Raw genomic sequence first — 13,969 nt, 5'->3', positions numbered from 1 at the left:
TACCGTCGGTGTCCATGCGCATCCTGCACACCTCCGACTGGCACATCGGGCGCACCTTCCACGGTGTCGACCTTCTCGCCGACCAGCGTCGTGCGCTCGACGCGATCGCCGGCCTCGTCGCCGAGCAGGACATCGATGTGGTCGTCGTACCCGGCGACGTCTACGACCGTTCGATCCCGAGTTCCGACGCGGTCGCGGTGTGCAATGCGGGCTTCGAGGCCATCCGCGCGGCCGGTGCGGTCATCGTCGCGACCTCGGGCAATCACGACTCGCCGGTGCGGCTCGGAGCCGGAGCAGCGTTCGCCGCGCACGGCGGTCTGCACCTGATCACCCGGGTGTCGCAGATCGAGCACCCCGTCGTCCTGGAGGACCGGCACGGGGCCGTCGCATTCTACGGCCTTCCGTATCTCGAGCCCGAGATCACCCGCGCCGAACTCGGTGTGCCCACAGCGCGTTCACACCAGGAAATCCTGGATGCCGCGATGCGCCGCGTGCGGGAGGACGCCGCTCGGCGCGGGGGCCGCACCGTGGTGCTCGCGCACGCGTTCGTGGTCGGTGCCGAGCCGACCGGGTCGGAACGATCGATCTCCGTCGGAGGTGTCGAGACGGTCTCGGCCGCGTCGTTCGCCGGCGCCGATTACGTGGCACTCGGGCATCTGCATTCCCCGCAGACCGTTGCCGAGCACGTGCGGTACTCCGGATCGCCGCTGCCCTATTCCTTCGGTGAGCGCACCCACCGCAAAGCGGTGTGGATTGCCGATCTCGACGAGACCGGTCTCCGGTCCGTCGAACGCATCGACCTGCCGGTGGTCCGGCCGTTGACCAAGTTGACCGGCACGCTCGACACGCTGCTCGGCGATCCCGCCCACGCCGAGGCGACCGAGCACTACGTGTCCGCCACGCTCACCGACCAGGTCCGTCCGCTCGACTCGATGCGCAAACTGCAGGAACGTTTCCCGCACGCCGTACACGTCGAGTGGCAGCGCCCAGCGTCCTTCTCCGAAGGCACCTACCGAGACAAGGTGCGCGGTCGCAGCGACGTGCAGATCGCCGAGGCGTTCCTGGGCGACGTGCGGTCCGCACCGTCGCCTCGCGAACTCGGGTGGATCGACCAGGCGTTGCGCGACGCCGACCGCAAGCAGGGCGTCGGCGACTCACTGCCCGGCGCCGACCGCGCCCGGACGGATGTGCCCGCGTGAGACTCCACACGCTCGAGGTCACGGCGTTCGGCCCGTTTGCCGGCACCGTCGAGATCGACTTCGACGAACTCGGCTCCGACGGCTTGTTTCTGCTCCACGGACAGACGGGCGCGGGCAAGACGTCGATCCTCGACGCCGTGGCCTTCGCCCTGTACGGCACTGTCCCCGGGGCGCGCGCCGACGGCCGGCGCCTCCTCTCCGACCACGCTCCGGCCGGTGTCGCACCGCGGGTCCGGCTCGAAGCCACCATCTCGGGCCGGCGGATCCTCCTCGAACGCAGTCCCGAATACGAACGTCCGAAGATGCGGGGCACCGGCACCGTCAAGCAGCAGGCCAAAGCGACACTGACCTGGCTCGACGGGCAGGGCGAGAATCTGTCCCGGATCCCCGACATCGGCGAGGCCGTCAAAGGCTTGCTGGGGATGAGCGCCGAACAGTTCTTCCAGGTTGTGCTTCTGCCGCAGGGTGAGTTCGCGAAGTTCCTGCGCGCGGGCAGCGACGAGCGCGGCAAGCTGCTCGAGCGACTGTTCGACACGACCCGCTTCGGGGATGTCGAGCAATGGTTCCGCGACCGCCGTGGCACGGGCGGCAAACTCCTTGCCGAACAACAGAAAACGGTCGATCTTCTGGCCGCGAAGGTGGCCGCCGCCGCGGGTATCGAGGCGGGAGCCGACGCGGACCCCGTCGAGTGGGCGCACCGGCTCTCCGCCGAAGCCGCCGACACCCGCGATGCCGCCGCCGCAGTCCTCGAACGCGCCCGCGAAGTCGACGCAGAGAACCGCCGCGCGCTCGACACCACCGTCGCGCTGGAACAGAATCTGCATCGCCGCACCGGCGCCCTCACGGTGCTCGAAACGCTCGCGGCCTCCGAACCCGATCGGCAGCGGTTGCGCAGCGAGCGCGACGCCGCGCGCCGCGCGGTTCCGGTCTCGGTCGTCGATCTCGATGCGGCGCGGGCCGTCGCGGACGCGGAGGCCGCTGCCCGGGCGGCGCGCGCAGCCCGCGCTCCGCTCGAGGAACACGACGAAGGCCGGGCACTGCTCGGCGAGGTCGGTGACGTTCCCGCAGACACCGACCGCGCCGTAATCCGGCCCCGGTGCGAACAGTGGTCGGCGGAGGTTGCGCGGCTCGACGATCTGCTCGAGCAGCACCGGCGCGTGGCAACGATCGAGGCGGACCTGGGTCGTGTGGCCGAGCGTCGCCGTGCCCTCGGCGACGACCACACGAAACTGGTCGCCGAGCGCGCTGCACTACCCGACCGGCTCGCTGCCGCGGTCGCCGCGGTCAGCGAGTCGGAGCAGGCTGCCGCGTCCGTCCCGGGACTTCTCGCCGCCCGCGACCGTGCCGCTGATTCTCTCGGTGCCGCAGTCGAACTCGCCGCGCTCGGCACCGACCTCGAACGAGCACAGCAACGGGTGCTGACGTTGCACTCGGCGTTCAACGACGCCCGCGACAGGCATCTCGACATCCGGCGTCGCCGTATCGAGGGAATGGCCGCCGAACTGGCGGCCCGGCTCACGCCCGGCGAGCCGTGCGAAGTCTGCGGTGCCACAGAGCATCCCGCTCCCGCCGTCCCGGCGCCGGACACTGTCACGAAGGACGACGAGACCGCCGCACAGGCTGCGGAACAGCGCGCGGAGCGAGCGCTCGCCGATGCGCGAACCGCGGCAACCGAGATCTCCGGCGCCGTTGCGGTGCTGCGCCAGCGTTGCGGCGACGTTCCGCGCGAGGACCTCACCGTCAGCCACGCCGACGCGGTTCGCGCACACGACGCAGCGAAAGCGACCGCTGCACAACTGGTTCGGCGTCGTGCCGCGGTCGACGAACTGCACGGTCTCGCCACCGACCTCGACGAACGAATTCGCCGCGTCGAGGTCGAACTCGCAGACCTGGACCGCCGCACTGCGGTGCTCTCGGCTGAAGCCGGGGAGATTCGCAACCGCATCACCGCTGCGGTCGGTGACGCCGACTCCCTCGCGCCGCGGCGTCGCCGGGCCGCTGGGCTCGCCGCCGCTGCGACCGCGCTGCTCGACGCGCGCTCGACGGCCTCCCATGCCAGGAAGGTCGCCGAGCAGCGGTCCGCCGAGGCACACGCCGCCGCGACAGAGGCCGGTTTCGCCGACCTCGACGCTGCACGGGCGGCGCTTCGGCCGGGGGAGCGGGTCGACGAGATCGATCGTGTGCTCCGAGCGGCCGACAACGAACGAGCGGTCGCGCAGGCCACGCTCGCCGAGCCTGCGATAGCCGTTCTCACCGGAGACGAGACGGCCGATGTGCCCGGGGCACGGGCAGCGGTCACCGCGGGCGCTGCCGCGCTCGACCAGGCGCACGCGGCCGCCACCGAGGCAGCGCGCCGGTACCTCGACATCGACGCCTACACGGCGCGTCTCGAGCAGGCGTACGCGAAACTCGTCCCTCTCCGCGACGAGCAGGCCGAACTCGCCGACCTCGCGGACGTCGTGGCCGGTGGCGGCTCCAATGCCAAGAAGATGTCGTTGCGCTCCTATGTGCTCGCGGCGCGTCTCGAGGAGGTCGCCGAAGCGGCGTCCGAGAGACTGCGCAGGATGTCCGGTGGCCGGTACGAGTTCGTGCACTCCGACGCGGCCGACACCCGGGGCCGACGCGGTGGCCTGGGACTCGACATCCACGACGAATACACCGGTGTGGTGCGGTCGACGAAAACCCTCTCCGGCGGTGAGTCCTTTCAGGCGTCGCTGGCGCTGGCGCTGGGCCTCGCCGACGTCGTCGCGGCAGAAGCCGGTGGGCTGGTGCTCGACACGATGTTCATCGACGAGGGGTTCGGGACTCTCGACGCGGACTCGCTCGACGCGGTGATGGGTGTGCTCGACGAATTGCGCGCAGGCGGCCGTGTCGTCGGGGTGGTCAGCCACGTGGACGAGATGCGCCAGCGGATCCCGAGCCGGCTCCACGTCATCCGTGGCCGGTCGGGATCCACTGTGCAGGTCGCGAGCTGACCCGCCTGAGCCTCGACGGGCTCAGGCGGTGATCCGCGTCAGTCTTGATCCGGGTCGGGCGCCGTGTCGTGGGACGCCTTCGGATCGGCAAATGCCGTGTCGCCCGGGGCAGGCAGGGCCTTCGTCTCGTCGTCGTCCTGGTCGCCGTCGGCCGCCCGGCTGTCGATCTGTTCACCGATGTAGCGGATGACGACGGCGGAGACCGCAGCCACCGGCACCGCCAGGAACGCTCCGACGATGCCGAACAACGACGATCCGGCGGTCACCGCGAGCAGCACCACGGCCGCATGCAGGTTCATGCTTCGCGACTGGAGTACGGGCTGCAGGACGTTGCCCTCTATCTGCTGCACGGCGATGATCAGCGCCAGCACGATGAGCGCGGTGGTGAACCCGTTGGCCACGAGCGCGACCAGCACGGCCAGCGCGCCGGCCACGAACGCACCGACGATCGGGACGAATCCGCCGATGAAAGTGAGGATCGCCAGCACCGGCGCGAGCGGCACGCCGAGGATCACCAGGCCGATGCCGATGAACACCGCGTCGATGAGGCTCACGACCGCCTGGGTCCGAATGAACCCGCCCAGCGTGACCCACATGCGTGTCATCACTTCTTCGAGGTGCCGTCCGGCGTTGGTGCCGCTCACCCGGTACAGCCAGGGAAGGAAACGTGGTCCGTCCTTGATGAAGAAGAACGTGAGCACCAGGACGAGTGCGAACGTGATGAGCAGCGACCCGGCGGTGGTGACCCCGGAGAACACGCCCCCGGCGATGGAGGCAGCGCTGCCCTGGACACGTTCGACCACCGCGTCGACAGCGTTGTCGAGTTGGTCGTCCTGCAGGTTGATGGGCGGGCCCTTCACCCAGTCCTGGACCGTGCTGATGCCTTCGGTGGCCTTGTTGGCCAGATCGGGCACCTGGTTGACCACCGACGGCACGATGCCGGCGATGATGCCGCCTACGATCGCGAAGAACAGCACGAGCGTGATCGACGCGGCCGGTGCGGGCGGGAGTCCGCGTTTGGTCATCGCCCGGGTCGGGGGCCACAGAATGGTCGAGACCACGATGGCGAGGGCGACCGGCAGCACGATCACCCACATCTTCTGGATGATCCAGCCCAGCACGACGGCACCCGCCGCGATCACAACCAGGATCGCGGACCACTTCGCGAGCCACATTCCCCCGGCACCGATGAGGCTGCCGCGGTCGGGTTTCTTCGACGACGTCGAGGCGGGGTTCGTACCCCATGGGCTGGGTTTCGATTCGGTCAACGCTGGTCCTTCCGACATGTCTGTGCGAGTCGACGTGCCCGACGTCCGTAAATCTACGGTCACCACGCCCGGAAGCGGAGCATGAGCGGGTTGTCGGATTTGCCCGATCGAGAGTCCCCGTTCGTGGCAGTCTCGAAACGTGACGTATGGAACGGGCATGTCCCGGAGAACTCGGGCTTCGATAATGCTGGTCGCGGTGGCTGTTGCCGGTGCTCTCACCGCGTGCAGCTCGGACGACGCGCCGATGGAGGACGGGGTGCGTTCTTCGGCAAGCGAGGCTGCGACGAATGTGCAGGAGCAAGCAGGCGGGGTCCTGTCCTCGGTTCAGCAGGCAGCCTCCGATGCCGCCGACAAAGCCGGGGAAGTGTTCGACGACGCCAAGATGAATGCGTTCGTGGGCGCCTTCCGTGCCGGCTACCCGCAGTTGGCCGCCGACCGGGAAACCTCCTCGATCGAGTCCATCGTCACCGAGACGTGTCCGTTGATCGACGACGGGGCGACTGATCAGGAAGTCAACAAGAAGGTCGGCGAACTCGCCGCCGACGGGTCGTCCGTGCCCGACGACGAGCAGGCCGCGCGGATCGCACAGTTGGTGCGGGTTGCGTGCGGATGAGATGACTGCGCGGGGTCTGCGTAGAATATTGAACCCGTGAGCCTTACCCTCGGAATCGTCGGTCTTCCCAACGTCGGCAAGTCGACGCTTTTCAACGCGCTGACCAAGAACGATGTGCTGGCTGCGAACTATCCGTTCGCCACCATCGAGCCCAATGTGGGCGTGGTCGAACTGCCCGATCCGCGGCTGAATCGCCTGGCGGAGATCTTCGGTTCGCAGCGCATCCTGCCCGCCACCGTGTCGTTCGTCGACATCGCCGGCATCGTCAAAGGTGCTTCCGAGGGCGCGGGCCTGGGTAACAAGTTCCTCGCAAACATCCGTGAAGCCGACGCCATCTGCCAGGTCGTCCGCGTGTTCGCCGACGACGACGTGATCCACGTCGACGGTCGCGTCGACCCGCTCGCCGACATCGAGATCATCGAGACCGAGCTGATCCTCGCCGACATCCAGACCCTCGAGAAGGCGCTGCCGCGTCTCGAGAAGGAAGCGAAGAAGAACAAGGATCTCAAGCCGCAGTACGAGGAAGCCGTCAAGGCGCAGGCAGTCCTCGACGAGGGCGCGACGCTGTTCTCGAAGAAGGACACCCTCGACTACGCGCTGCTGCGCGAGCTCAACCTCATGACCACCAAGCCGTTCCTCTACGTCTTCAACGCCGACGAGGCCGTGCTCACCGACGACGCAAAGAAGCAGGAACTGCGTGATGCGGTTGCTCCCGCCGACTGCGTGTTCCTCGACGCCAAGGTCGAGTCCGAGTTGATCGAACTCGAGCCGGAAGAAGCTCAGGAACTGCTCGACTCGATCGGTCAGGACGAGCCGGGCCTGGCTTCCCTCGCGCGGGTCGGCTTCCACACCCTCGGCCTCCAGACCTACCTCACGGCGGGTCCGAAGGAGGCGCGCGCGTGGACCATCCATCAGGGCGATACCGCTCCGCAGGCCGCCGGCGTCATCCACTCCGACTTCGAGCGCGGCTTCATCAAGGCTGAGATCGTCTCGTTCGACGACCTCGACGCCGCCGGTTCGATGGCTGAAGCCAAGGCCCGCGGCAAGGTCCGGATGGAAGGCAAGGACTATGTCATGGCCGACGGCGATGTCGTGGAGTTCCGCTTCAACGTGTAGTTCCTGACCTCTGAGATTTGCGCGTCATTCGTGAGTTGCGCGATCCGACGAAGGACAGTGACGTTGTTCCGTGCCGGAAGTGGGTGGGGTTCTGGTCGAACATGTGACTGGAATCCGTCGTATCGGGGGCATTTGTCTGCATGACCGCTATCCTGATTCCGGTGGCACGTTCCACCGTGCGCTTCCACGTGACGACCACGTGAATCATCGCGGAGAGGCCTGAGCAGTCAGGACATGTCCGGATGGAGTGCGGCGTATCGATACGCCAACTTCATTTCGCCGATGCCCGGCATCGGCTGACGAAAGGACGTGACATGTCTTCGAAGGACGAGAAAAACCTGACGCAGGTGCTCGACAAGATCTCGAAGATGGAAGAGCCGCGGCGGGCGGCCGTGCAGCAGGTGCACGACATCATCGTGGCCACGGCCCCCACCCTGAAGCCGCGGATCTGGTACGGAATGCCTGCCTACGCGAAAACGGCCGGCACCCCCGCGCTCGTGACGCTGCGCAATGACGAACGCTTGAACCTCGCGATCACCGAGAAGGCTGCGTTCCGACCTGCAGGCGGGGTGGACGGGGCGCTGATGCCCGCTGCGTGGTACTTCGAGACCGTCGACGAGGACACCGCGAAACGCATCGCCGAGATCGTTCGTTCGGTGGTCGAGTAAGCGAGGTCTTGCCCTCGTTGACGGCGACCGATATCACGGGTCGTCTTCGGCGAAAGTCGAGGCACGACGTAGCTCCAAGGTGGCGTGTGAAGCTGCTTCCCGATCGAATGTTGCTGGGTAGCATCGCTTCACACGCTGTCCGGCTTTGAAATGCGGTGGACACTCCGCTTCGACCTGTGGCGGGGATCGGCCCCGCTACGGGTTGACACCGGCTGTGGTTGCAGGCAGATCGAGTGCTGCCTCGTGCAGTCGGCAATAGTGCCAGTGTTCGACGATCTGGCCGATGACCACGATGATGAGGAGAAGCCCCAGGAACTCTTTCACTGACCGCCCTCTTCGTCCGGTGCCGGGTGCTGTCAGGGGAATTTCGGACTACGCAGCTGTTGCGTTTCATATCGCGACAAAGGCCGCGTGGAGCAGAGTCGGCAGACAGGGCCTAGGAAATCGGTGCTTCATCCAAGGTGCGTCGCGTGACGAATCGACGCGGTACGCCGGTCAGGGGATCTGTGAACTCCACTTCCCGCGCGAGCAGTTGGAGGGGCAGGGAATAGTCGTCCGGCGCCTCGGGCAACAGTTCGGGATACCAGCGATCGCCCAGAATCCCGATGCCGAGCGCCGCGAGATGCACCCTCAACTGGTGCATCCGCCCTGTGCGGGGACGCAGGATCGTATGCAGCACAGCGCGTCCGGAGACGCTCACGCCGGACCCGAGCACGTCGATCAGCGTCTCCGCGTTGGGTTCACGGGCGTCGTCGACCACGCACCGGAGTTCTCCGCGCCGGACGGCGATGTGGTTGCGGTAGAGGAGAGGAAGCGTGTGTTCGCCGAGTACCGGTGCGCTGGGATCCCACGCCGCCGGCTGGGCCGACACCGCCTCGTAGACCTTCGTGACCTGCCGCTTCTCGAACAGTGATTGGTACGCACCGCGAGTGTCGGGCCGGGCAGAGAACATCACCACACCGGCCGTGGCGCGGTCGAGACGATGGATGGGGGTCAGGTCCGGGTTGTCGAGACGGACCCGCAGCCGGACGAGTGTGGACTCTTGCAGGTACCGACCACCCGGAGTGGTCGGAAGAAAGTGCGGCTTGTCGATCACGACGAGGTCGTCGTCGCGATGCAGGATTTCCTCGCGAAACGGAATCGGCTCCTCGACCGGGAGGTCGCGGTAGTACCAGATGAACGGGTGTGTACCCAGCGCCGTGTGGCGGCGGATCGGGTGTCCGTCGCGGCCCACGATCTCGCCGGCATCGAACCGCCGGTACAGCTCGTCGGGGTCCAGATGGCCGAATCTCGTCACCGTGTACTCGGCGATCGTCTCCCACGGCCCTGACATCGGGACGTGCAGCCGCGTCGGTCCCACACCGTCTCTGACGGGCAGTGGTGAGGGCATCGGCACACGAACATCATCCCACCGTCGACCGGCGTCGCCGCGCTGCGGGTCCTCTCCGGATGGGCGACGGATTCGTCAGATATGCCCGGGCGTGGGTCCGTCCGCCTCGTTCCGCACGCCGGTGTCGGCGAACGTCCGGAGCACCGAGGTGAACAGGTCTGGATCCTCGATGTTCCACGGATGATGCATCCCGGGTGCGACCCAGGTCTGCAGTTGAGGTAACGCCTGTCCCAGCGCAGCGAAGGAATCGCGTACGGAACGCTGCTCCTTCTCGCCCGCGAGGGCCAACATCGGTCCGGAGTACGCGAAAGGCTCGGAAGGAAGCCCGCTTTCGGCGACCTCCCGGAATATGCGACGGTTGGTGTCCGGGGCGACACGGACGGCAGAATCGACGTACAGATCCCGGTCTTCGGCCGGAATGCCGAAGGCCGCAGCCTGTGCTCGCCAGTACCATCGCCTGCGCCACAACGGGATCTGGGGCGGAATGAGGAACCGCTCGAGCGGCGTCAGTCCGGTGAGGGCGACGCCCGTGATCATGCAACTCCGAACGACTCGAGGATGCCGGTGAACGAGATGGACCGCGACGAACCCGCCGAGTGACAGTCCGGCGACGTGTGCGGTACCGCCGATCGCGTGCTCACGGATGATCTCGGCGATGTCGTCGGCCGCACCGCGCATCCCGGGCCACCGGCAACCGTAGCGCTCGCCGAGCGCCGGCAGATCCGGGGTCAGCACATGACGATCTGGGAGGCGTTCGATCTGCGGGCCCCACATCCAGCCCCCGGCATTGTTGCCGTGGAGTAGGACGATCGTCTCGCCTGTTCGAGTGCCGTGTTCCAGACCCCAGTGGTCAGATCCGGTCACTGGACGAGATCCGTCCCGCTATAGTGCTGTCCCCGAGCCGAATACGAGTTACGCGACGTCGCCGCAGGGTCCGCGTACGAGAGAAGTTCCAGGCACGGCTTCACGGCGCCACTGTATTGGTCCCCCATCGCACATGTCGAGTATCGGTTCCGTGCACCTCTGGTCGCAGGACGGCCCACCGTGGTTGAGTGGGCGCATGGCTTCACTCCAGGCGGCCTTGCTGAAGAGGTCGGCGCGCAAGAACGCCGAGCGCGACGGACACGTGGTGCTGCGACCTGTCGGCGACGGTGCCGATACGCAGTTCCCCCTCACCTATATCCGGATCGGGCCGAGCGGGGGAGTGCCCGTGCTCATCGTGCCGGGTGGGCCGGGCCTTGCTTCCGTCGTGCCTTATCAGCGTCTGCGGCGTCGAGCAGAGCGTGACGGTCTCGACGTCCTGATGGTGGAGCATCGCGGCGTCGGGTTGTCGCGCCTCGACGAGCACGGCAACGATCTGCCGAGCGAAGGCATCACGATCGACAACGCCGTCGACGACCTCGAGGCCGTCCTCGACCATGCAGGGGTCGAGCGTGCGATCGTCTACGGGTCGTCCTACGGCACGTACCTCGCGCAGGGCCTCGGGGTCCGCTACCCCGATCGGGTGGCGGGAATGATCCTCGATTCGCCGATGCTGTCCGTGGCGGAAGATATCGAGGCAGCGCGCGCGTACCGGCGTGGTCTGTTCCTCGAGGGCACCGACCGCGACCTGGAACCGGTCTCCGAAGCGGTGCGTACCGCACTCGCGCGCGGCGTGCCGGCGGAGGAGATCAGCGTGGTCGTTCAGATCGCATACGAGTATGCGGGTCCGGAGATTCTCCGGCAGTTGCTCACCCAGCGGAGCAACGGGCGGTCGCGGCGCATCTGGAACAAGGTGGCGACGGCAGGATCGGCCGAGATAGACGGCAGGGGAGCGCCGTTCTACTACGAACCCGATCTTGTCTCTCGCATTGCCTTTCGCGAGCTCGGATACGGGCTGCCGCCCGACGGTGAACTGCTCGACCCGCAGGCGATGTTCGTCGCTGCCGCCGCGCGACATCCTCACTTCGTGGCGGAACCGTTCGACTTTCCCTCGCAGATTTCGTCATTCTCGTGGCCGACGGCGGTGATCTCCGGTGGTCGCGACTTGCGGACGCCACGTCCGACCGCGGAAAAGATCGTAGATCTCGTACCGAACGCGGTGCTGGTACCGATCGCCGACATGGGGCACAGTGCGCTGGATTCGCATCAGCTCGCCGCGGTGTATGTGACAAAGATGATGGCGGACAACAAGTCCGGATCCCTGGTAGGGATGGAGCGCTACATCGCCGGGCTTCCTCACCGAGGGGCCGCGAACCTGATGCGACGAGCGATCACCGGCGCGGTTCTCCTCGGCAGGTCGACTGCCGCGGTCGCGTCTCGACTGCCCTCCCGCGCACGCTCCTAGCGGCGCCCGGGATCCAAGAAGAAACCAGCGGTCGCATCCGGAAACCACGCGGTTCGCCGACGTCGTGCCCGTCCGGCACGGTCCCGGGGCGGCCGTCTGCGGAACCCCGGGACCGTGCACTACGGCGGCTCAGGTGTTGCCGAACAACTCTTTCAGAGTGTCCGCGATCCGGACGGGGCAGTCGTCGCGCAGCGCGAAGTCCACGTCGGTACCGGCGAGTTCGACGGAGATCCGGGTGATCAGCGCGTTGTCTTCTTCGATGCTCAGGTGATGGGTGATGCGCGTGAGAACACCTGCCGCCAGGGTCTCGTGGTCCGTGACCGTGTTCTTCAGGTCTACGCGCACGTACTTGCCGATGTGGGAAAGGTTGAGATCTTGGTGCGGTATTTCGTTCTTCGCCATGCGAGAAAATCTACTTCACCGACCGGCGCATGCCGTCTGTTTCCTCCGGCCATGACCGGATTCGTGTATGTGAGAACGAATACGTGGCGGGCGCCTAGCGAATCCAGTACTGGAGCACAGGCTCCTCCCCGAGCAGTGTGGAGCCCTCGGTGATGGCGAGCGCATCAGGCGAAAGCTGGTATTGCACAGCACCGTTGGTCGCTGTGAAACCGTTTCCGGAAGCGACGGGGTCGTCGATCTCTATCGATGCTCCGTCGGCGACACGCACCCCTTTGTAGTACAGCCGTCCCACTCCGGTCTCGCACACCACGACGAGCGACTCGGTGGTCTGCCCGGCGGCGACAGCGGCATTGGTGTGGTTGCAGCGTGCCTGAGGGACACCGACGAACCCCTGGGCGTCCGTGTTGTCGAGCGTGGGACTCGAGGGCGCGGCTCCCGCAGCCGGGGGCGCCGTGCCGGGGGCGGGATTGCCCGTCGGAACGAGTTCGAGGCCGTCGATCCGCAATGCGACATCTTCCGGAAGGACGACCACGTAGCTGTCGCCCTCCACGTTGTCGTTGGCCAGGAGGCACGTGAAGTCCCCCGTCAAGCACGACAGGCGCTCCCAGTAACCGCCGTAGGACCGGGTGGGACGTACTGCGTATTCGCCCGGTGCGATGTCCACCCCGACTTTCAAGATCCCGTCGGTCGGCAGGGTCTGCGGCTCCGCAGTCGTGGATTCGGTCGCTGCCGGCGGTGGCGCGGATGCGGTGGGCGAGTCTGCGGTGACGGTGACCGTGCGTGCCGGCGAAGCGGCGGCCACCGTCTCATCGCCCGCGGAGTTCGAGTCGCGAACGAGCACGACGGCGAGGCCGGCGACAGTCGCGATGAGCGCAGCGACGATCACTCCGCCCACAACCCACGGCCACTTCGGCCGCCGGGGTGGCTGCTCGAACGGGGGCGGTCCGTACCCGTACCCATACCCATCGGGGGGAGGTTGCGTCGACATCCGTATTCCTTCGGTCGGGCGGGTGCTGTCCTTTCCGGGATATCGGTGTCCAGGTGGGGCTGTTACGGCCGCGCACGACGCGGTTCGGTTCCGGTCGGTCTACGGTTCCGGCGGCCACTGTGCCCGCGTCGTGATGTGCGTGTGCAACCGAAGGGTCGCGGGGGAGGGATGGCGCGTGCCCATCGCCAGTCCGATCGGGCGGTCGGCGATGCCGCTCACCCGCACCGTCGCGAGGCCACGCGGTGAGATCTCCGCTCGCGGCAGGAGAGCAATGCCGAGTCCCTGCGCGACGAGTGCGCGGATCGTGTCGAACTCGCTGATTTCGAAAGCGATATAGGGGTCGAATCCAGCTGCGCGACAGTAACTGTCGAGTTCGGTGCGGACGTGGTATGCAGGTGGGCTCGCGATGAAGTGTTCGTCGGCGAGCTCGCCGAGGTCGACTCGGTCTCGCTCCGCGAGCGGGTGGGTGTCGGCGACATGAAGCAACAACGGTTGACTGCCGAGGGGAGTGACGAAGAGATCCTCCGGTGGAGGGATCATCACGGCCAGATCGAGTCGGCCGTCTCGGACCATCGCTGCCAGTGCTTCACCGTGTGCCTGAACGAGGTGGAGGCGAATGCGGGGGGCGTCGCGATGGAATTCGGCGAGCAGCGACGGGACGCTGACCGGCCCGAGTGTCAGGGGGAAGCCGAACCGGACGACACCGCTGTCGGGATCGGCGTGGCTGCGCACGGTCGTGATCGCGTCGTCGAGGTCCCGGATCGTCTCCCGGGTGCGCTCGTGCAGTTCACGCCCGGCCGTTGTCAGCGCCACTCCGCGTCCTACCTGCTGGAACAGGGATACGCCCATCGCGTGCTCGAGGGCTTTGATGCGGCGGCTGACCGACGACTGCGGCACGCCCAGCCTGTCCGCAGCATGTGTGATGTGCCCCTCTCTCGCTGCGGCGTCGAACGCAGCGAGCAGTGGCACTACCGAGGCCGTCTCGTCGGAGAGAAACCGATCCATATTCGGATCGTATGCCAGC

At 67.0% G+C, this 13,969-nt stretch carries 13 protein-coding genes; 6 read left to right on the top strand and 7 right to left on the bottom strand.

The window, feature by feature from the left end; genetic code table 11:
- The first annotated feature begins 14 nt into the window (after positions 1-14).
- On the top strand, positions 15-1,199 hold the full coding sequence (locus tag ACFWU2_RS07905; RefSeq protein WP_378603523.1) for an exonuclease SbcCD subunit D: 1,185 nt from the start codon (positions 15-17) through the stop codon (positions 1,197-1,199).
- Positions 1,196-4,174 (top strand): AAA family ATPase, encoded by a 2,979-nt coding sequence (locus ACFWU2_RS07900; protein WP_378603520.1) that lies wholly within the window; start codon positions 1,196-1,198, stop codon positions 4,172-4,174. Before ACFWU2_RS07905 ends, ACFWU2_RS07900 begins: the two co-directional genes overlap by 4 nt.
- A gap of 38 nt (positions 4,175-4,212) precedes the next feature.
- Here ACFWU2_RS07900 and ACFWU2_RS07895 read toward each other — a convergent pair whose 3' ends face one another.
- Entirely contained in the window at positions 4,213-5,460 is a 1,248-nt protein-coding gene (locus ACFWU2_RS07895) for an AI-2E family transporter (protein ID WP_378603517.1), read from the bottom strand.
- Between the two features lie 139 nt (positions 5,461-5,599).
- On the opposite strand from ACFWU2_RS07895, the gene ACFWU2_RS07890 reads away from it, so the two are divergent.
- The 3 genes from ACFWU2_RS07890 (at position 5,600) to ACFWU2_RS07880 (ending at position 7,839) form a co-directional block, all read left to right on the top strand.
- Positions 5,600-6,055 carry a hypothetical protein gene (locus ACFWU2_RS07890; protein WP_378603508.1) on the top strand — a complete coding sequence of 152 codons (456 nt, stop codon included), beginning with the start codon at positions 5,600-5,602 and terminating at the stop codon, positions 6,053-6,055.
- Between the two features lie 36 nt (positions 6,056-6,091).
- Positions 6,092-7,171 (top strand): redox-regulated ATPase YchF, encoded by a 1,080-nt coding sequence (gene ychF / locus ACFWU2_RS07885; RefSeq protein WP_378603505.1) that lies wholly within the window; start codon positions 6,092-6,094, stop codon positions 7,169-7,171.
- A gap of 314 nt (positions 7,172-7,485) precedes the next feature.
- Complete coding sequence (locus ACFWU2_RS07880) at positions 7,486-7,839, top strand: DUF1801 domain-containing protein (RefSeq protein ID WP_378603502.1); 354 nt, start codon at positions 7,486-7,488, stop codon at positions 7,837-7,839.
- 195 nt (positions 7,840-8,034) lie between these two features.
- On the opposite strand, the gene ACFWU2_RS07875 is transcribed toward ACFWU2_RS07880, so the two are convergent.
- From ACFWU2_RS07875 to ACFWU2_RS07865, 3 genes are all read right to left on the bottom strand, one after another.
- Positions 8,035-8,163 (bottom strand): hypothetical protein, encoded by a 129-nt coding sequence (locus ACFWU2_RS07875; RefSeq protein WP_378603499.1) that lies wholly within the window; start codon positions 8,161-8,163, stop codon positions 8,035-8,037.
- Positions 8,164-8,275: 112 nt separating this feature from the next.
- Positions 8,276-9,229: a pseudouridine synthase gene (locus ACFWU2_RS07870; RefSeq protein WP_378603496.1), complete on the bottom strand. Its 954-nt coding sequence runs from the start codon at positions 9,227-9,229 to the stop codon at positions 8,276-8,278.
- Positions 9,230-9,304: 75 nt separating this feature from the next.
- Positions 9,305-10,093: an alpha/beta fold hydrolase gene (locus ACFWU2_RS07865; RefSeq protein WP_378603493.1), complete on the bottom strand. Its 789-nt coding sequence runs from the start codon at positions 10,091-10,093 to the stop codon at positions 9,305-9,307.
- 196 nt (positions 10,094-10,289) lie between these two features.
- Between ACFWU2_RS07865 and ACFWU2_RS07860 the strand changes: the two genes are divergently transcribed.
- Positions 10,290-11,555 (top strand): alpha/beta hydrolase, encoded by a 1,266-nt coding sequence (locus ACFWU2_RS07860; RefSeq protein WP_378603490.1) that lies wholly within the window; start codon positions 10,290-10,292, stop codon positions 11,553-11,555.
- A gap of 129 nt (positions 11,556-11,684) precedes the next feature.
- Here ACFWU2_RS07860 and ACFWU2_RS07855 read toward each other — a convergent pair whose 3' ends face one another.
- The 3 genes from ACFWU2_RS07855 to ACFWU2_RS07845 form a co-directional block, all read right to left on the bottom strand.
- Entirely contained in the window at positions 11,685-11,957 is a 273-nt protein-coding gene (locus ACFWU2_RS07855) for a hypothetical protein (RefSeq protein WP_378603487.1), read from the bottom strand.
- Positions 11,958-12,051: 94 nt separating this feature from the next.
- Positions 12,052-12,945 carry a hypothetical protein gene (locus tag ACFWU2_RS07850; RefSeq protein WP_378603484.1) on the bottom strand — a complete coding sequence of 298 codons (894 nt, stop codon included), beginning with the start codon at positions 12,943-12,945 and terminating at the stop codon, positions 12,052-12,054.
- Between the two features lie 99 nt (positions 12,946-13,044).
- The gene (locus ACFWU2_RS07845; protein WP_378603481.1) at positions 13,045-13,950 is read right to left on the bottom strand and encodes a LysR family transcriptional regulator; all 906 of its coding nucleotides are present in this window, start codon (positions 13,948-13,950) and stop codon (positions 13,045-13,047) included.
- Between the last annotated feature and the right edge of the window lie 19 nt (positions 13,951-13,969).

Origin of the sequence: Rhodococcus sp. NPDC058639, from assembly GCF_042717545.1 — a bacterium.
Classification (GTDB): Bacteria; Actinomycetota; Actinomycetes; order Mycobacteriales; family Mycobacteriaceae; genus Rhodococcus.
This window is presented reverse-complemented; position numbering and strand designations above follow the sequence as displayed.